Source organism: Streptomyces asoensis (assembly GCF_016860545.1).
Taxonomy (GTDB): domain Bacteria; phylum Actinomycetota; class Actinomycetes; order Streptomycetales; family Streptomycetaceae; genus Streptomyces; species Streptomyces asoensis.
Window position 1 is genome coordinate 3,115,950 of record NZ_BNEB01000005.1, and the last position, 17,195, is coordinate 3,133,144.

The 17,195-nt window shown below is 72.1% G+C and carries 13 protein-coding genes and 1 pseudogene; 10 read left to right on the forward strand and 4 right to left on the reverse strand.

Annotation, left to right across the window (positions count from 1 at the left end):
* Nucleotides 1-12 precede the first annotated feature (12 nt).
* From Saso_RS36290 to Saso_RS36300, 3 genes are read left to right on the forward strand one after another with little or no spacing between them, the layout of a single operon-like run.
* Nucleotides 13-1,230, forward strand: a complete 1,218-nt coding sequence (locus Saso_RS36290; protein ID WP_229901180.1) for a toxic anion resistance protein — start codon at nucleotides 13-15, stop codon at nucleotides 1,228-1,230.
* The gene (locus tag Saso_RS36295; protein WP_189920260.1) at nucleotides 1,227-2,780 is read left to right on the forward strand and encodes a vWA domain-containing protein; all 1,554 of its coding nucleotides are present in this window, start codon (nucleotides 1,227-1,229) and stop codon (nucleotides 2,778-2,780) included. The genes Saso_RS36290 and Saso_RS36295 overlap by 4 nt, the downstream gene beginning before the upstream one ends.
* Nucleotides 2,767-3,417: a hypothetical protein gene (locus tag Saso_RS36300; RefSeq protein WP_189920262.1), complete on the forward strand. Its 651-nt coding sequence runs from the start codon at nucleotides 2,767-2,769 to the stop codon at nucleotides 3,415-3,417. Before Saso_RS36295 ends, Saso_RS36300 begins: the two co-directional genes overlap by 14 nt.
* 189 nt (nucleotides 3,418-3,606) lie before the next feature.
* Here Saso_RS36300 and Saso_RS36305 read toward each other — a convergent pair whose 3' ends face one another.
* Nucleotides 3,607-5,430: a phosphoenolpyruvate carboxykinase (GTP) gene (locus Saso_RS36305; RefSeq protein ID WP_189920264.1), complete on the reverse strand. Its 1,824-nt coding sequence runs from the start codon at nucleotides 5,428-5,430 to the stop codon at nucleotides 3,607-3,609.
* Nucleotides 5,431-5,751: 321 nt separating this feature from the next.
* Here Saso_RS36305 and trhA point away from each other — a divergent pair, with 321 nt between their 5' ends.
* The 4 genes and pseudogenes from trhA to Saso_RS36325 all read left to right on the forward strand — a co-directional run bounded on the left by trhA (nucleotide 5,752) and on the right by Saso_RS36325 (nucleotide 9,205).
* Nucleotides 5,752-6,465 carry a PAQR family membrane homeostasis protein TrhA gene (gene trhA, locus Saso_RS36310; protein ID WP_189920266.1) on the forward strand — a complete coding sequence of 238 codons (714 nt, stop codon included), beginning with the start codon at nucleotides 5,752-5,754 and terminating at the stop codon, nucleotides 6,463-6,465.
* A gap of 117 nt (nucleotides 6,466-6,582) precedes the next feature.
* Nucleotides 6,583-7,799: pseudogene (locus Saso_RS36315) on the forward strand (MFS transporter).
* Between the two features lie 4 nt (nucleotides 7,800-7,803).
* Nucleotides 7,804-8,433 carry a TetR/AcrR family transcriptional regulator gene (locus tag Saso_RS36320; RefSeq protein ID WP_189920268.1) on the forward strand — a complete coding sequence of 210 codons (630 nt, stop codon included), beginning with the start codon at nucleotides 7,804-7,806 and terminating at the stop codon, nucleotides 8,431-8,433.
* A gap of 34 nt (nucleotides 8,434-8,467) precedes the next feature.
* A complete protein-coding gene (locus Saso_RS36325) occupies nucleotides 8,468-9,205 on the forward strand; it encodes a Mut7-C RNAse domain-containing protein (protein WP_189920270.1) in 738 nt (245 codons plus the stop codon).
* Here the strand turns inward: Saso_RS36325 and Saso_RS36330 are convergent.
* On the reverse strand, nucleotides 9,202-11,250 hold the full coding sequence (locus tag Saso_RS36330) for a thioredoxin domain-containing protein (protein WP_189920272.1): 2,049 nt from the start codon (nucleotides 11,248-11,250) through the stop codon (nucleotides 9,202-9,204). The two genes, Saso_RS36325 and Saso_RS36330, sit on opposite strands and share 4 nt — an antisense overlap.
* A gap of 242 nt (nucleotides 11,251-11,492) precedes the next feature.
* Between Saso_RS36330 and Saso_RS36335 the strand changes: the two genes are divergently transcribed.
* Nucleotides 11,493-14,693 (forward strand): tetratricopeptide repeat protein, encoded by a 3,201-nt coding sequence (locus Saso_RS36335; protein ID WP_189920547.1) that lies wholly within the window; start codon nucleotides 11,493-11,495, stop codon nucleotides 14,691-14,693.
* A 115-nt stretch (nucleotides 14,694-14,808) separates the two neighbouring features.
* On the opposite strand, the gene Saso_RS36340 is transcribed toward Saso_RS36335, so the two are convergent.
* Both Saso_RS36340 and mca read right to left on the reverse strand, forming a co-directional pair.
* A complete protein-coding gene (locus tag Saso_RS36340; RefSeq protein WP_189920274.1) occupies nucleotides 14,809-15,057 on the reverse strand; it encodes a hypothetical protein in 249 nt (82 codons plus the stop codon).
* The gene (gene mca / locus Saso_RS36345; RefSeq protein ID WP_189920550.1) at nucleotides 15,050-15,910 is read right to left on the reverse strand and encodes a mycothiol conjugate amidase Mca; all 861 of its coding nucleotides are present in this window, start codon (nucleotides 15,908-15,910) and stop codon (nucleotides 15,050-15,052) included. The genes Saso_RS36340 and mca overlap by 8 nt, the downstream gene beginning before the upstream one ends.
* 124 nt (nucleotides 15,911-16,034) lie before the next feature.
* On the opposite strand from mca, the gene Saso_RS36350 reads away from it, so the two are divergent.
* Together Saso_RS36350 and greA are read left to right on the forward strand one after the other, a co-directional pair.
* A complete protein-coding gene (locus tag Saso_RS36350) occupies nucleotides 16,035-16,436 on the forward strand; it encodes a DUF4307 domain-containing protein (RefSeq protein WP_189920276.1) in 402 nt (133 codons plus the stop codon).
* A 210-nt stretch (nucleotides 16,437-16,646) separates the two neighbouring features.
* The gene (gene greA / locus Saso_RS36355) at nucleotides 16,647-17,147 is read left to right on the forward strand and encodes a transcription elongation factor GreA (RefSeq protein WP_189920277.1); all 501 of its coding nucleotides are present in this window, start codon (nucleotides 16,647-16,649) and stop codon (nucleotides 17,145-17,147) included.
* Nucleotides 17,148-17,195 lie beyond the last annotated feature (48 nt).

The window sequence follows — 17,195 nt, forward strand, 5'->3', positions numbered from 1 at the left end:
GAACGACCGCACATGTCCGACGACATCTCCACCTCACCCGCCACCTCCACCCCGGCCGCCGGTTCGGCCCCGGCCTTCACCCTCACGCCGCCCGAGGCCGTCGCCGCGGTGCCGCGCGAGACGGCTGGCGGTCTCGTCCCCGTCGACGACTCCGTCCGTACGGACATGGCCACGAAGGCCGCCGCGTACGTCGAGGGACTCGCCGCGCTCGACGCCCGCTCACCCGAGTTCGCCGGCAAGGTCGGTGAGATCACCGCGCTGGGCGCCGGTGAGATGCGCACGGCCGCCGCGCAGTCCAACCGCATGCTGGAGCGAACCATCAGGAGTCTGCCCGACCGGGGCGGCGACGCCCAGTCGCAGGTCGCGGGCACCCTCGTCGAGCTGCGGCGGGTGGTCGAGGACCTGGACCCGCGGGATCTGCCGGCGTCCAGGGGCCGCAGGTTCCTGTCCCGGCTGCCCGGCGGCAACAAGCTGCGCGACCACGTCGCCAAGTACGCCTCCGCGCAGGGCACGCTGAACCGGATCGTGGGCTCGCTGCGCGGCGGCCAGGACGAACTGCGGCGCGACAACGCCGCGTTGCAGACCGAGCGCGTGCGGCTGTGGGAGACGATGGGCAAGCTCCAGGAGTACGTGGTCCTGACCGACGCCCTGGACACGGCGGTCGGGCGGCGGATCGCCGACGCCGAGGCCGGCGACCCCGAACGGGCCGACAGCCTGCGCGCCGACGTCCTCTTCCCGGTCCGGCAGAAGCGCCAGGACCTGCTCACCCAGCTCGCGGTCTGCGCCCAGGGCTACCTGGCCATGGACGTCGTACGCCGCAACAACGAGGAGCTGATCAAGGGCGTCGACCGGGCCGCCACCACCACGGTCTCGGCGCTGCGCATCTCCGTGATGCTGGCCTCCGCGCTGGACCACCAGAAGAAGGTCATCGAGCAGGTAGACGCGTTGCGCGGGACCACCGAGGACCTCATCCGGGGCAACGCGGAGATGCTCGCGACGCAGAGCGGGGAGATCCAGCGCATCGCCGCCGACCCGGCGGTCGGCGCGGAGACCCTGCGCTCGGCCTTCCAGCAGATCTACCGCACCCTCGACACCATCGACACCTACAAGGTGCAGGCCACCGAGGCGATGGCGGTGACCGTGGAGAACCTGACGGCCGAACTCCGCCAGGCGAGCACCTACCTGGACCGCAGCCGCTCGCGGGGCACCCTGGAAGGCGGGCTCGCATGAGACGACGGCTCCCGCGCGCCCTCCTCGCCCTGACCGCCCTCGCCCTGCTCCTGACCGCCTGCTCGGGCGGGGACGGCGACGACGCCGGGGACCCCGCCGCGGCCCGGCCGGGCACCCTGCGGATCCTCGCCTCCAGCGAGCTGAGCGACATGGCGCCCGTGCTCGAACGGGTCCGCGCGGACACCGGCGTCCGGGTCCGGCCGACCTGGATGGGCACGCTGGACGCGGTGAACCTGCTGGCGAGGGGCGGCACCGACGGGAAGTACGACGCCGTGTGGCTGTCCTCGGACGACTATCTGAGGCTGCGTCCCGACGCGGCGAGGAAGGTCGTCTCCGAGACGCCGATCATGTCGAGCCCCGTGGCCCTCGGGGTCAAGGACGCCGAGGCGGCCGCCCTCGGCTGGAAGTCCGGCCAGGTCACCTGGACCCGGATCGAGCAGGCGGTCCAGGACGGCCGGCTCACCTACGGCATGACCGACCCGGCCCGCTCCAACTCCGGCTTCGCCACGCTGATCTCGGTCGCCTCCGCGCTGTCGGGAGCCCAGTCGGCGCTCACCGACGCGGACGTCGCGAAGGCGACGCCGCGGCTGAAGGAGTTCTTCAAGGGCCAGCAGCTGACCTCGGGTTCCTCGGGCTGGCTGGCGAGCGCGTACGCGCGGCGCGGCGACGTCGACGCGCTGCTGAACTACGAGTCCGTGCTGAAGGGCATCCCCGGACTGACCGTGATCAGGCCCACCGACGGGGTCGTCACCGCCGACTACCCGCTCTCCTCGCTCGCCTCGACCGACGCGGCCACCCGCGCGGACGTCAAGCGGGTGACCGACGCCCTGCGCACGGACGCCGTCCAGCGGATGATCACCTCGACGACGCGCCGCCGCCCGGTCGTCGCCTCGGTGGCGCCGGCGCCCGGCCTCGACACCGCACGCCGGCGCGAACTGCCCTTCCCGGGCACCCGTTCCGTCGCCGACGGGCTGCTCGACGCCTACGAGAACGAGCTGCGCCGCCCCTCACGGACCGTGTACGTCCTCGACACCTCGGGCTCGATGGAGGGCGACCGCCTCGACCGTCTGAAGGAGGCCCTCACCGGCCTCACCGGCGACTTCCGCGACCGTGAGGAGGTGACGCTGATGCCGTTCGGGTCGGACGTGAAGAGCGTCACCACGCACGTCGTCGACCCCGCCGACCCGCAGAGCGGTATCGCCGCGATCCGCGCGGACGGCGCGAAGCTCACCGCCGACGGCGAGACCGCGATCTACACCTCGCTGGAGAAGGCGTACGACCACCTGGGCTCCGGCCGGGACACCTTCACCTCCATCGTGCTGATGACGGACGGCGAGAACACCAAGGGCGACGACGCGGGCGACTTCGACGCCTTCTACCGGGACGAGCTGGACCCCGCGGGCCGGCGGATCCCCGTCTTCCCGATCCTGTTCGGCGACTCCGACCGCGCGGAACTGGCGCACATCGCCGACCTGACCGGCGGCCGGCTCTTCGACGCGCGCAAGGGCTCGCTGGACGGCGCCTTCGAGGAGATCCGTGGCTACCAGTAGGTTCGTCGGCTACCTGGAGTCCCGCAAGAACATCGCGGGCGGGGTGTGCGGACTGGCCGGACTCGCGCTGACCTTCACGGGGGTGGCCGGACCGTACTGGCCGGTCGTCGTCGCCGGGCTGTACGGCGCGGGGGCGCTGGCCGCCCCGCCGGAGCGGCCTTTGCTGCCGGACTTCCCGGACGCGGCGGCCCGGCTGGAGGAGGTGCGCGGCGACTTCGAACGGCTCGGCGGGTATCTCGCGGAGGTGGAGCTGCCACCGGCCGCCGCCGGCCGCCTCACCGAACTCACCGGCCTGCTGGCCGCGCTGCTGGAGCCCGGCTGGGTCGCGGGCCTCCTCGCCCAGGACCCCGAGGGCGTCCACACGCTCGCGCGGACCGTGCGCCAGGACCTGCCCGAGGCGGTCGACAGTTTCGTACGGGCCCGCTGGTGGACGGGGATGGCCCCCGGCCAGGAACCGCCGGAGCGGCATCTGGAGCGCCAGCTGACCCTGCTCCAGGAGGAGGCGGAGCGGCTGGCGGCCGCGCTCCGGGAGGTCGAGGCGCGCCGCCAGGAGACGCATACGCGGTACTTGCAGGACCGCTCGCCGGACCAGGGGCGCGGGGACATGCGCGACGGGCCGACGGCGACCCACGGATGACACCCCGCGGATGACACCCCGCACAGGCGAAGGCCTGCCGTCGTCTCCTCGTCGGGGCGGACGGGGGGACGACGGCAGGCCCATGGCCGCGCACGCCGTTGTACGCGGCTCGCCGCATCGCACCGCGGCCGGCCGTGACGATCACTGGTCAGGGCACATCCGTGCCGGCCGCGGAGTCTTCGGGGCTGCTCAGCCCAGGCGCTGCACCAGCGCGCGGTACTGGTCCCACAGCTCCTTCGGCGTGTGGTCGCCGAAGGTGTCGAGGTGCGCGGGGACCAGGGCGGCCTCCTCGCGCCAGACCTCCTTGTCGACGGTGAGGAGGAAGTCGAGGTCCTCCTCGTCGAGTGCGAGGCCCTTGGTGTCGAGGGCGTCCTTCGTCGGCAGGATGCCGATCGGGGTCTCGACGCCCTCGGCGCGGCCGTCCAGGCGCTCCACGATCCACTTCAGGACGCGGCTGTTCTCGCCGAAGCCCGGCCACACGAACTTGCCCGCGTCGTTCTTGCGGAACCAGTTCACGTAGTAGATCTTCGGCAGTTTCGCCTGGTCCTTGCCCTTGGCGACATCGACCCAGTGGCCCATGTAGTCGCCCATGTTGTAGCCGCAGAACGGCAGCATGGCGAAGGGGTCGCGGCGCAGCTCGCCGACCTTGCCCTCGGCGGCGGCGGTCTTCTCGGAGGCGACGTTCGCGCCGAGGAAGACACCGTGGTTCCAGTCGAAGGACTCCGTCACCAGCGGGACGGCGGACGCGCGCCGGCCGCCGAAGAGGATCGCCGAGATCGGCACGCCCCTGGGGTCCTCCCACTCGGGCGCGATGATCGGGCACTGCGCGGCGGGGACGGTGAAGCGGGCGTTGGGGTGGGCGGCGGGGACACCGGAGTCCGGCGTCCAGTCGTTGCCCTTCCAGTCGGTGAGGTGGGCCGGAGTCTCCTCCGTCATCCCCTCCCACCAGATGTCGTTGTCGTCGGTGAGGGCGACGTTGGTGAAGACGGAGTTGCCCCACAGGGTCTTCATCGCGTTGGCGTTGGTGTGCTCACCGGTGCCGGGCGCGACGCCGAAGAAGCCGGCCTCGGGGTTGATGGCGTACAGCCGGCCGTCCTCGCCGAAGCGCATCCAGGCGATGTCGTCGCCGATGGTCTCGACCGTCCAGCCGGAGATCGTCGGCTCCAGCATGGCGAGGTTGGTCTTGCCGCAGGCGCTCGGGAAGGCGGCGGCGACGTACTTCGACTCCCCCTGCGGCGGGGTGAGTTTGAGGATCAGCATGTGCTCGGCGAGCCAGCCCTCGTCGCGGGCCATGACGGAGGCGATGCGCAGGGCGTAGCACTTCTTGCCCAGCAGCGCGTTGCCGCCGTAGCCGGAGCCGTAGGACCAGATCTCGCGGCTCTCGGGGAAGTGCGAGATGTACTTGGTCGCGTTGCACGGCCACGGGACGTCCTGCTCGCCCTCGGCCAGCGGTGCTCCGAGCGTGTGCACGGCACGCACGAAGAACCCGTCGGAGCCGAGTTCGTCCAGGACCGGCTGTCCCATGCGGGTCATGGTGCGCATGGACACCGCGACGTAGGCGGAGTCGGTGATCTCGACGCCGATCGCGGACAGGTCCGAGCCCAGCGGGCCCATGCAGAAGGGGACGACGTACATCGTGCGGCCGCGCATGGAGCCGCGGAACAGGCCCTTCTCCCCCGTGAAGACCTCCCGCATCTCGGCGGGCGCCTTCCAGTGGTTGGTCGGACCCGCGTCCTCCTCCTTCTCGGAGCAGATGAAGGTGCGGTCCTCGACACGGGCGACGTCGGTGGGGTCGGAGGCGGCGTAGTAGGAGTTCGGGCGCTGCACCGGGTCGAGCCTCTTGAAGGTGCCCTTCTCGACGAGCTCCCCGCACAGGCGCTCGTACTCGGCCTCGGATCCGTCACACCAGACCACGTTGTCCGGCTGGGTCAGTTCGGCGATCTCGTTCACCCAGGAGACGAGTTCCTGGTGGTCGGTGGGGATGACGGGGGGAGCCGCGATGTCGCGCGCCACGATTGCTCCTAGATGAGGGATTTTGTGTTGGAGGCCCCGTGGGGGCTGCGACCCGGATGCTTCTGATGACCTCGGCGCTCATCCGGTGTCGACCGCACTCATTTGATCATCCGACGCCCGCGCCCATATGTCCAGAGGGCCTCACAGGTGAGCGGAGTGAGGATGGCCACGTGTAGGGGCGCCGTTTTGCGTCCACATGACGTTCGGCAGACGGCCCCTTGACGGTCCCTTGACGCAACTGGCGTGAGATGATGGCCACTCTTCGTTCCCGGCCGTGCCGGACTGATCCGCTACCTACGGCTGCGTAGGTACGATTCGCACATGACTGCGTCCGCCCCCGACGCGCCCACGGACACGCCGCCCGCCGGCCGCGGTCCTGTCGCGCTCTCCCTGCCGCACCCGGTCAAGCCCAAGCTCCGCGGCTGGCTGCATCTGGGTATGTTCCCGGCCGCCCTCATCTCGGGTCTCGTCCTCACCGCCCTCGCCGACTCCACCCGCGGCCGCGTCGCCTGCGGCATCTACGCCCTCACCGCGTGTCTGCTGTTCGGCGTCAGCGCGCTCTACCACCGCGGTGACTGGAACGCGCGCATGGACGGCATCCTGCGCAGACTCGACCACGCGAACATCTTCCTGATCATCGCGGGCACCTACACGCCCCTCACCCTGCTGCTCCTGCCGGAGTCGAAGGGGCGGTGGCTGCTGTGGAGCATCTGGGCGGCCGCCGCCGCGGGCATCGTCTTCCGGGTCTTCTGGGTCGGCGCCCCGCGCTGGCTGTACACCCCCTGCTACATCGCCATGGGCTGGGCGGCCGTCTTCTTCCTGCCGGACTTCATGCGGGCGGGCGGTATCGCCGTCATGGTCCTGGTGATCATCGGCGGGCTGCTCTACAGCGCGGGCGGCGTGATCTACGGCATCAAGCGCCCCAACCCCTCACCGCGCTGGTTCGGCTTCCACGAGGTCTTCCACTCCCTGACCCTCGCCGCGTTCGTCGTCCACTACGTCGGTATCTCGCTGGTGGCTTACCAGCACGGATAGCGGCGACAGCGGCACTTTCCCGCCACCTTGGCCACGGCTCCCGAGCCGTGGCCATTTTTCGTGGCCCGGAGACGGCGATGTTGACACCGACCATCTTTTGAAAGTTACTTTTATTTAATGGTCACTCCCGTGAACTCGGGCGCGGCGGGTCCCGACCACCGCCGGTGGTGGGCGCTCGGCGCGGACACGGGACAGCAGCAGTGGACGGCGGACGCGTACGTCGTCGTCTTCGCGGCGCTGATGCTCCCCGCCGGCCTGCTCGGCGACCGCTTCGGCCGGCGGCGCATGCTGATCGCCGGGCTCGCGCTGTCGGTGCTGCCCTCGCTGTTCACCCCCGGGAAGAGCACCAAGGCCGTCGGCATCGTCTCCGCGGGCTCGACCCTCGGAGACCTTCCCCCGCTCTCGGCCTCGCGCGCGGTCGACACCGTCTCCACCGCACTCACCGCGGGCGGGCTCGGCGCCCTCATCCACGCGATCGTCGAGGCGCCCACCCGGGGCTGGGGCGACCCGCCGGTCCTGGTGACGGGGGCCGCGGCCGTCGTCCTGATCACCGCGCTGGTGCTGCGGGAACGCCGCGCCGCGCGGCCGATGCTCGACATGTCCCTGCTCGCCCAGCGCGGGTTCCTGTTCAACACCCTCGCGGCGACCCTGCTGATGTTCGTGCTGTCCGGCCTGCTGTTCGTGCTGCCCCAGTACCTCCAGGCCGTGCTGGGCCACGATGCCCTGGGCACCGGCGTCCGGCTGCTGCCGATGATGGGCGGGCTGATCATCGCCGCGCGGGCCGCCCAGCCCGTCGTGGCCCGGTTCGGGGCGCGTGCCGTGGTGAGCGCGGGACTGGTGGTGCTGGCCCTCGCCGCGCTGCTGGGCAGCCGCACGACGACCGGCTCCGGGTACGGCTTCACCGCGCTGTGGCTGTCGATCGTCGGCTGCTGATGACCCTGCGCCAGGTCGGCGGCGCGATCGGCATCGCCCTGCTGGGCAGCCTGCTTGCGAGCGCCTTCCGCGACCGGCTCGACGTCACCGGCCTGCCCGCGCCGGCCGCCCGCACCGCCGGTGAGTCGGTGGTCGCGGCCCAGGTGATCGCCGGGAAGGCGCACCTGGGCGACCTCGCCGCCTCCGCGGACGCCGCCTACGTCCACGGCATGGACCTGGTGCTGCTGGTGTGCGGTGTCGCCGCGCTGGTCTCCGCGCTGCCGGCGGCCGCGTTCCTGCCGACCGCCCCGCACCCCGGGGAGCCGGGCGCCACGCGGACCGGCGCCGGCCCGGACGCCACCGGTGCCGCGGGCCCGGGATCCCCGGGCTTGGTCACCCCCGGCACCGATGCCCGACAATGAGCCCATGACGGCCGCACGTTCCACTCCCCCCGCCGACCACCCCCGACCGGGCCTGCGCGAGCGCAAGAAGATCAAGACCCGTGAGGCGATCCGCTCGGCGACCTACGCGCTGGTCAGGGAGCAGGGGTACGACGCCACGACGATCGACCAGATCGCCGAACGCGCCGAGGTGTCGCCGTCGACCGTCTTCCGCTACTTCCCGACCAAGGAGGACATCGTCCTCACCGACGAGTGGGACCCGGTCCTCGTCAGGGAACTGCGGGCCCGCCCGGCCGACGAACCCTGGCCCGAGACCGTCCGCCACGTGATGCTGAAGGCCCTGCGCATGGGCCTCAAGGACGACATCGAGGTCGCCCGGCTGCGCACCCACCTGATGGTCCAGGTGCCCGCGGTGCGCTCACGGATGATGGAGAGCATGTCGGTCACCGGCCGGATGTTCAGCATCGCGATCGGCGAGCGCACCGGCCTCGACCCCGACAGCCTCGAAGTCCGCGTGTACGCCATGTCCCTCATGGGCGGCCTGATGCAGACGTCGATCTACTGGGCCGAGCACGGCCACCGGGACGACTTCGAGGAACTGCTCGTGCGCAGCCTGGACGTCATGGAGCACGGTCTGCCCCGGCACAATCCCTGAGACCGGCCCGCCCCGGGCATGCCATCCTGACCCGGTGAACGCACTGGAGATCCGCGTCGAAGTCGCCCCCGAGCTGGCCCTGTTCGTCCCGCACGCCCGGCGCGCCGGCGCCACCGCGCTCGCCGTCGACGGCGTCTCGACCCTCGGCCACGTCGTCGAGTCGCTCGGGGTGCCCCTCACGGAGGTCGGCCTGCTGACGGTCGACGGCCGTACGGTGCCGGTCTCGCACATCCCGGCCGACGGCGAGTCGGTCACCGTCCGCCCGGTCGCCCGCCCGCAGCGGGTCCCGGGCGCTCCCCTGCGCTTCCTCCTCGACGTCCACCTCGGCACCCTGGCGCGCCGGCTGCGCCTGCTAGGCGTGGACACGGCGTACGAGTCGACGGACATCGGCGACCCGGCGCTCGCCGCCCGCTCGGCGGCCGAACAGCGGGTGATGCTCAGCCGCGACCGCGGTCTGCTGCGCCGCCGTGAACTGTGGGCGGGCGCCTACGTCTACAGCACCGACCCCGAGGAGCAGCTCCGCGACGTCCTCGACCGGTTCGCGCCCGAGCTGCTCCCCTGGACGCGCTGCACCGCCTGCAACGGGCTGCTGAGCCGGGTCACCAAGGAGGAGGTCGCCGACCAGCTGCGCCAGGGCACCCAGCAGTCCTACGACGTGTTCGCGCAGTGCCGGTCCTGCGGGCGGGCGTACTGGAAGGGCGCGCACCACGAGCGGCTGGTGGCCGTCGTGGAACGCGCCCTCGCGGAGTCCGCGGGCCGCGAGCGGCCCTAGGGGGTCCCGGTCACCACCGTGGCCAGCGCCGCGCGCAGCCGCTCGGGGTCGGTGGTCGGCGCGTCGCAGGTGAAGTCGCGGCACACGTACGCGGTCGGTTCGCCGTTGCTCAGGGGGCGGCCGGCGAGCAGCGGGAACTCGTCGCTCCCCGGGGTCCCGAACGCCACGACGGCTCCCGGCGCGGTCCCCAGGAGCGCCGTGCGGCGCAGCCGCTCGGCGGCCGGGTCGGCCGGGTCGGGCACGACCACGGCGACCTCGCGCGGCCCGTCGAGCAGCGCCTCGGCGGCGGCGAGCCCCCATCCGATGAACCGCGGCACCCGGGGACCGAGCGCCTTCACGACACCCAACGCCCGCTCGGCGGCGCTGCGGTGGGGCTCGGACCCGGTGTGGGCGGCATAGCTCAGCAGCGCGCCCGCGGCGGCGCTCCAGCCGGACGGCACGGCGTTGTCGGTCGGGTCCTGCGGACGCCGGATCAGCTGCTCGGCGTCGGCCGCGGTGTCGAACAGCGCACCCGAGTCGTCGTCGAGGAACCGGGTGAGGACGTGGTCGAGCAGGAACCCGGCGAACTCCAGCCAGACGCCCTCCCCGGTGACGGACGCCAGGGCGAGGAACCCCTCGGCGACGTCGGCGTAGTCCTCCAGCACTCCGGCGTTCGCCCCGACCTGCCCGTCCTTGCTGGTCCGGGCGATCCGCGCCTGGTCGTCGAGGTGCAGCCGGACGAGCAGATCGGCGGCGCCGGTCGCGGCCTCGACCAGGTCGGGCCGGTCGAAGTAGGCACCGGTCTCGGCGAGTGCGGCGATCGCCAGCCCGTTCCACGCCGCGACCACCTTGTCGTCGCGGCCCGGGGCCGCCCGCCCGCCGCGCTCGCGCAGCAGCCGCTCCTTGATGCCCGCGATCCGCCCGGCGTCGAAGACCTCCTCCTGCTGCGGGAGCTGGAGGACGGAGGCGCCCTCCTCGAAGGTGCCCTCCTCGGTGACGCCGAAGTACCGGGCCGCGAGCTCCGCGTCCTGCGGTCCGAGGACCTCGGTGAGCTGCGCGGGCGTCCAGACGTAGTAGGCGCCCTCGACGTGCCGGCCGCTCCCGTCGTCGCTGTCGGCGTCCAGCGCCGAGGCGAACCCGCCCTGCGCGGTGCGCAGTTCACGCACCATGAAGTCGGCGGTCTCCAGGGCGACCCGGCGGGCGAGCTCGGAGCCCGTGGCCCGCCACAGGTGGGCGTACACCCGGCACAACAGCGCGTTGTCGTACAGCATCTTCTCGAAGTGCGGCACGATCCAGTCCCGGTCGACGGAGTACCGGGCGAATCCGCCGGCGAGCTGGTCGTAGATCCCGCCCCTGGCCATCCGCTCGCAGGTGTCCCGCGCCATCTGGAGAGCGCCCTCGGCGCCGGTCCGCGCGTGGTGGCGCAGCAGGAACTCGACGACCATCGACGGCGGGAACTTCGGCGCCCCGCCGAATCCGCCCCGCTGCGGGTCGTACTCCCGGGTCAGCCCGAGCAGCGCCTGCGACAGCTCCTGCTCCCCGGGCGCCTTGCTGTCACCGTAGGAGATCTCCCGTCCCGCCAGATCCCGGACGATCTTCCCGGCGACCTCGGCCACCTCGTCCCGCCGTTCGCTCCAGGCCTGCCGCACCCCCTCCAGCACCTGCCGGAAGCTCGGCATCCCCTGACGGGGCGCGGGCGGGAAGTACGTGCCGAAGTAGAAGGGCTCGGCGTCGGGCGTCAGGAAGACGGTCATCGGCCAGCCGCCCTGCCCGGTGGCCGCCTGGACGGCCTCCATGTACACGGCGTCGACGTCGGGACGCTCCTCCCGGTCCACCTTGACACTGACGAAGTGCTCGTTGAGCCGGTCGGCGGTCTCCTGGTCCTCGAACGACTCGTGCGCCATCACATGACACCAGTGGCACGCCGAGTAGCCGACCGACAGCAGAACGGGTACGTCACGCCGGCGCGCTTCCTCGAAAGCCTCCGGCGTCCAGGGCCACCAGTCGACCGGATTGTCAGCGTGCTGAAGCAGATAAGGCGAGGTCGTGTCAGCCAACCGGTTCATACGCCTCAGCCTCTCACAGCGCCTGCCGCGATCAGCGAAACCCTCACGCGCCCGTCCCGCTCTGTCGACCTCGGGGTCTTGTGAGAGACGAGGAAGCCGCGACACAGGGTGTCCTCCTCCCGCGTTCAGCCGTCGGACACCCGCTCGTCTGCGCGCCGGGGATCTGACGCCCCCTCGCTTCACGGGCGGGCCCATCGCACACTTGACCAAGGAACGCGGTGACCTCCGGAGGGGGACGGGACATGCGGGACGGCCATAGGGCGGAAGCCGAGCGGTTGTTGGCGCGGGCCGTGGAGGAGGAGGTGCGCCGGTCCGGCGGCCGCAGCGACCGCCAGGTGCTGATGACCCGGGCCCGCGGCGCGCTGGACGCCATGGCGCAGACCGCCGCCGAGGAGTACGAGGCGTACGCGCGCGCCCTGGAGGAGACGGAAGCCCGGCAGGTCAGTTTCGGTCAGCGCTACGCGCGCGAGGGCGGCCGGACTCCTTTGCTGGTGGCGGGCGTTGCGGCCGTCACGGCAGCGGTCGCCGACCTCGCGCTGGGCACCGGCCCCGGGACGGCCCTCGGCGCCGGGGTGACCGTCGGGGTCGTCGGCGCGGCGGCCACCGTCGTCAAGGTGGCCGGCACCCATCTGCCGGCCGCGCATCACCGGGCCGGAGAGGCGGGACAGCCCGGGGGCGCCGAGCAGCTGCGGCTCCAGTGGCTCACGGCACTGGAGGTACGGGGCATCCGCCCGTTCCTCGACCAGCAGCGGATGCTCAGCGCGACGACCGCGCCGAAGAAGGCCCCCGGGCCGCAGCTGCGGGGCGCCGACAAGAGCGCCGCCGCACGCGGACGGACCGTGCTCGCCCAGTCGTTCGCCCAACTCCCGGAACCCGCCGAACCGTTCGCGGGCCGCCGGGCGGAACTCGCGCAGATACGGCAGTGGGTGCAGACGGCCCGCGCCAGCACCCGCACCCAGCCGACGGTCGTCGTGCTGCACGGCCCGCCGGGCAGCGGCCGCACCACCCTCGCGGTCCGGGCCGCCCACGACCTGCGCGACCAGTTCCGCGGCGCCTGCGTCGTGGACCTGCGCGGCGACAGCACGCAGGGGGCACCCCTGCCCACCCGGGACGCCCTGCTGCACCTGCTGAACCGGCTCGGCGCCCCCCGCGAACAGCTCCTCTTCCGTGAGCGCTCCTCCCCCGACCAGCAGGTCAAACGGCTCAGCGAGCTGTACCAGCAGCATCTGACCGACCTGCCGGTCACGGTGATCCTCGACGACGCCTCCGATCCCGCACAGATCCGCGCACTCGTCCCGGAACGCTCCGACAGCCTGGTCCTCGTCACCGGCAGGACCCCGCCGGACCTGCCCGCCGAGCTGTCCGCGTGGGTGCACGACCTGCCGGTGCGGCCCCTCGACACGGCCGGCGCGGAGGAACTGCTGACCGCGAGCGCACAGGACGCCTCCGGCCCCTACGACGCCGAGTCCGCCGACCGCATCACCCGCTCGTGCGGCGGCCTGCCGCTGGCCCTGCGGATCGTCGGCTCCTCGCTCGGCCCGCGCTCACCCCGCGCGCTGGCCGCCGACCTCGCCGCCTACGGCCCGGTGGAGCCGGTCGAGCGCGCCCTGTGGCTGCGCTACACCGACCAGCCCGACACGACCCGCCGACTGCTGCGCCGGCTCGCGCTGGCCGGGCGCGCCTCACTCGGCACGGCCGCGGCGGCGGCCCTGCTGGCCACGGACCGCGCCGAGGCCACCCGCCATCTCACGGCCCTCGCCGGCGCCGGTCTGGTCGACCACGTCCGCGGCGACCGCTACCGGCTGCACGACCTGGTCCGCGCCTTCGCCCAGGCCCGCCTCGTGGACGAGGAGGAACCGGGCGAGCGCGCGGCCGCCCAGGAACGGCTGATCGTCAGCTACGCCGAACTCGCCGACTCCGTGCTGCGCCTCGTCGACGGCAACATGTCCACCCGCTCGGACCGCTTCACCCCGCACGGCTTCACCTCCCTCGACGAGGCACTGCGCTGGCTGGACGACGAGTCGAGCTTCATCACGGCGACCCTGCGGCACGCGGAGGGCGTCGACCAGAACGCCGTCATGAGCCTGCTCGGCGCGCTGTGCGACTACTGCCTGCTGCGCGGCGACCTCTACCGGCTCGGTGAGATCAGCGAACTGGCCCAGTCGGTCGGCCAGGACCTGCTGGTGCGCTCCGTGCAGTGGCGTACGGGCATCGCGGCCCGCCAGCTCGGCGAGCTCGACAAGGCCCGTACGACGCTCAGCTCGGTCGTCGACCTCTACCTCCAGGCCCACCACGACGCCGGCGCGGCCCGCGCCCTGTGCTCGCTCGGCATCACCCTGCACCACCAGGGCCAGCTGACGGAGGCGGCCGCGAGACTGCGGGAGGCCCTGGAGCTCCAGGCCGCGCCCGAGCTCGCCACCGACCGGGCCTGGACGATGCACGCGCTGGCCGCGGTGGAACGGGACCGGGCCCATCTGGCCGAGGCGCTCGACCTGCTCACTCGCTCCCTGGTCCTGCACCGCGCGGGCGGCTCCGTGCACGGCGAGGCCTGGGCCCACTTCCAGCTGGGCCAGCTGAACCTGCGCCGTGGGGACGTCCCGCGCGCCGAGGCCGATCTGCGCGAGGCCCTCGACCTGTACGGCCGTACCCGCGACGCCCGCGGCGAGGCCTGGGCCCTGACCCAGCTCGCCCGGGCCCGGCTGATCGCCGGGGACCCCGGTCCGGCGGCCGAGGACCTGCGGCGCGCGGCCGCCCGGCACCGGGACAACGAGGACGCGCGCGGCGAGGCCTGGACGGTCTACTACCTGGGCCTGGCCCTGGAGGAGACCGGCGACCTCGACCAGGCGGTGCGCGAGCTGGAACGCTCCCGCTCCCTGTTCTCCCGGATGCGTGACGTCTACGGCCTCGCCTGCGCCCGGCACCACTCGGCCCGGGTCACCCGCGACCAGCGGGCCGCCCAGACCGGTTCGCTGCGCAACTCCGGTTTCGCCCGGCAGCTCCTGGTCGACGCCCGCGCCGACTTCCAGCGCATCGGCGTCGCCCACGGCGAGGCGTGGACCTGCCTGGAACTCGCGATCGTCGACGCGGGCAACGGGCGTACGCAGGCCGCCCTGGCCCTGTGCGAGGAGGCCGCGGCCCTCTTCGCCTCCTACGGCGACCGGCGCGGCGAGGACTGGGCCCGCTTCCTGCGCTGCACCCTGCTCCCGTACGCGGCCCCGGGCGGCGTCGAGGTCGGCACGGCGGTGGCCCAGGAGGAGCTGGCCCTGCTGTCCCGCGAACCCCACGCGCTGCGCGACGCCCGGCTCGACGAGTGCCTGGACGCCTACGGCCTGCTGCTGGAGCGGGGCATCCGCCTGGAGTCCGGCTGGCAGGCCTGGCGCCTGGGCCTGGTCCCCGGCCGACCGGCCCGAGAAATCATGGGCGTACAGATAGAAACCCCCTGATCCCCAGCACCGGCCCACGGCACCCGCCGCCGGGCGGACGCCCCAGGACCGGCCCAATGGCGGGCCGGGCCGGAGACCCGGGGGGCTTCGGGTCCGGAACGGGGCCGGGTGGGTGTCACCTCACGCGGTCGTGGGCCTCACCGGCGGTGGCCGCGGAGGCGTCCTCCGGGTCCGCCGGCTCCTTGAAGTCGACCTTGCCCATGTGCTTGCTCATGGACTTCATCAGGCCCCACACCGCCACCGCCATCGCCGCGAACACGATGAAGCCGAGGACGCCAGGGGTGACCTTGTTCTCGTCGACCTCCTTGGCCAGGGGGACGAGGTGCGTCATTGCCAGGCTCACGCTTGCGCTCATGTCAGGCATTGTCGCGGATGCCCGCAAAGAGGTCGTCCTCGGGGAGGGAGGTATCGACGCGGGACTTCGCGAGCTCGTACTCCTCCGTCGGCCAGACCTCCTTCTGGATCTCCATCGGCACCCGGAACCAGCCGCCGTCGGGGTCGATCTGCGTGGCGTGCGCGATCAGCGCCTTGTCGCGGATCTCGTAGAAGTCGGCGCACGGGACGTGCGTGGTGAGCGTGCGCTCCTTCTGCCCGAACTCCTCCCACCGCTTGAGCCAGTCCCCGTAGGGGGACTCCAGGCCGCGGTCGAGCATCGCGTGGTGCAGCGCCTCGGTGCGGGGCCGGTTGAAGCCCTGGTTGTAGTAGAGCTTCAGCGGCCGGTAGGCGGGCCCGAACTCGCCCTCGGGGTACTTCTCGGTGTCGTCCGCGCCCTCGAAGGCCACCATCGAGATCTTGTGGGTCATGATGTGGTCGGGGTGCGGGTAACCGCCGTTCTCGTCGTAGGTGGTGATCACCTGCGGACGGAACGTGCGGATCTGCTTGACCAGTTCTCCGGCCGCCTTGTCGACGTCCTCCAGCGCGAAGCAGCCCTCGGGCAGCGGCGGCAGCGGGTCGCCCTCGGGCAGACCCGAGTCGACGAAACCGAGCCACTCCTGCCGGACGCCGAGGATCTCGCGGGCCTCGTCCATCTCCTTCTTGCGCACCTCGTGGATGTGCTCCTCGATGTACGTGTCGCCCTGCAGCTTGGGATTGAGGATGGAGCCGCGCTCCCCGCCCGTGCAGGTCACCACCAGCACGTCCACCCCCTCGGACACGTACTTCGCCATGGTGGCCGCGCCCTTGCTCGACTCGTCGTCGGGGTGCGCGTGAACGGCCATCAGTCGCAGCTGGTCAGTCAAGACTCAATCCTCGGTAAGTCGGCGCCCGTGTGAACCGGCGCGATCGCAGGCTTCTATAGTGACCGAATCGGAAGGCGAATAATTCCGCGCCGGGAGGACGATCATGAGTACGGCGAGCACGCGGCTGCCCGAGGGCCGCTACGGCCGTTCCTCGGACGAGCGGGCGGACCACAAACTCAAGATCGCCGGTGTGGTCCTCGGCGTCTTCGTGCTCGCGCTGATCGGTTACTTCGCCTATCACTACGTCGGCCAGAACAAGATCAGTGCCGAGGTGATCACCTTCAAGGCGACCTCGGCCGAAGCGGTGGAGCTCCATCTGGAGGTCCGCAAGGACGCCGGTGTGAGCGGCTACTGCACGGTGCGCTCGCAGTCCGCCGACGGCGCCGAGGTGGGCCGCGCGGACTTCCGCTTCTCCGGTGCGGACACCCGGATCGACCGGACGGTCACGCTGCGCACCACGACGAAGGGCACGACCGCCGAGCTGCTCGGCTGTCACGCCGACTGACCCGGTCGGCACCGGCGGACGGCAGAGCCGCCCGGCGAAGGTCATCCACCACAATCCCTACGCGCTGACCTGCGGCGACGGAATTCTGGTGCCTTATGTCCTCCCCCTTCGGCCACCAAATTGTTAGGCTCGTGGTTTCGCCCATCACCTGAGGAACATGCTTCCGGTAGGGCGATGCTTTGTATTTCCCAGTACCGACGAGGAGCACCTGTGACCCAGACCAGCGAGTCCGTCACCTGGCTGACCCAGGAGGCGTACAACAAGCTCAAGGTCGAGCTTGAGTACCTTACTGGTCCTGCGCGCACGGAGATCGCCGCCAAGATCGCGGCCGCGCGCGAGGAGGGGGACCTGCGTGAGAACGGTGGGTACCACGCCGCCAAGGAGGAGCAGGGCAAGCAGGAGCTCCGTGTGCGCCAGCTGACCCAGCTCCTCGAGAACGCCAAGGTGGGCGAGGCTCCGACCTCCACCGACGGCGCCGTGGCGCCCGGCATGGTGGTGACCATCGCCTTCGACGGCGACGAGGACGACACCACCACGTTCCTGCTCGCCTCGCGCGAGTACGCGAGCTCCGACATCGAGACCTACTCGCCGCAGTCCCCGCTGGGCACCGGCGTGATCGGCCACAAGGTCGGCGAGGACGCGGAGTACGAGCTGCCCAACGGCAAGAGGGCCTCCGTGCGCATCCTCAAGGCCGAGCCCTACAGCGGCTGACCGGCGACGGTCCGCCCCCTCTCCGCCCCGACGAAGCCCCCGGCGCCC

Bases quoted from the DNA above. Each gene is read 5' to 3' on its own strand.
- Saso_RS36340 (WP_189920274.1), bottom strand. From the start codon at position 15,057: ATGCCTGACATGAGCGCAAGCGTGAGCCTGGCAATGACGCACCTCGTC.
- Saso_RS36330 (WP_189920272.1), bottom strand. From the start codon at position 11,250: ATGAACCGGTTGGCTGACACGACCTCGCCTTATCTGCTTCAGCACGCT.
- trhA (WP_189920266.1), top strand. From the start codon at position 5,752: ATGACTGCGTCCGCCCCCGACGCGCCCACGGACACGCCGCCCGCCGGC.
- Saso_RS36335 (WP_189920547.1), top strand. From the start codon at position 11,493: ATGCGGGACGGCCATAGGGCGGAAGCCGAGCGGTTGTTGGCGCGGGCC.
- mca (WP_189920550.1), bottom strand. From the start codon at position 15,910: ATGGCCGTTCACGCGCACCCCGACGACGAGTCGAGCAAGGGCGCGGCC.
- Saso_RS36290 (WP_229901180.1), top strand. From the start codon at position 13: ATGTCCGACGACATCTCCACCTCACCCGCCACCTCCACCCCGGCCGCC.
- Saso_RS36295 (WP_189920260.1), top strand. From the start codon at position 1,227: ATGAGACGACGGCTCCCGCGCGCCCTCCTCGCCCTGACCGCCCTCGCC.
- Saso_RS36350 (WP_189920276.1), top strand. From the start codon at position 16,035: ATGAGTACGGCGAGCACGCGGCTGCCCGAGGGCCGCTACGGCCGTTCC.
- Saso_RS36320 (WP_189920268.1), top strand. From the start codon at position 7,804: ATGACGGCCGCACGTTCCACTCCCCCCGCCGACCACCCCCGACCGGGC.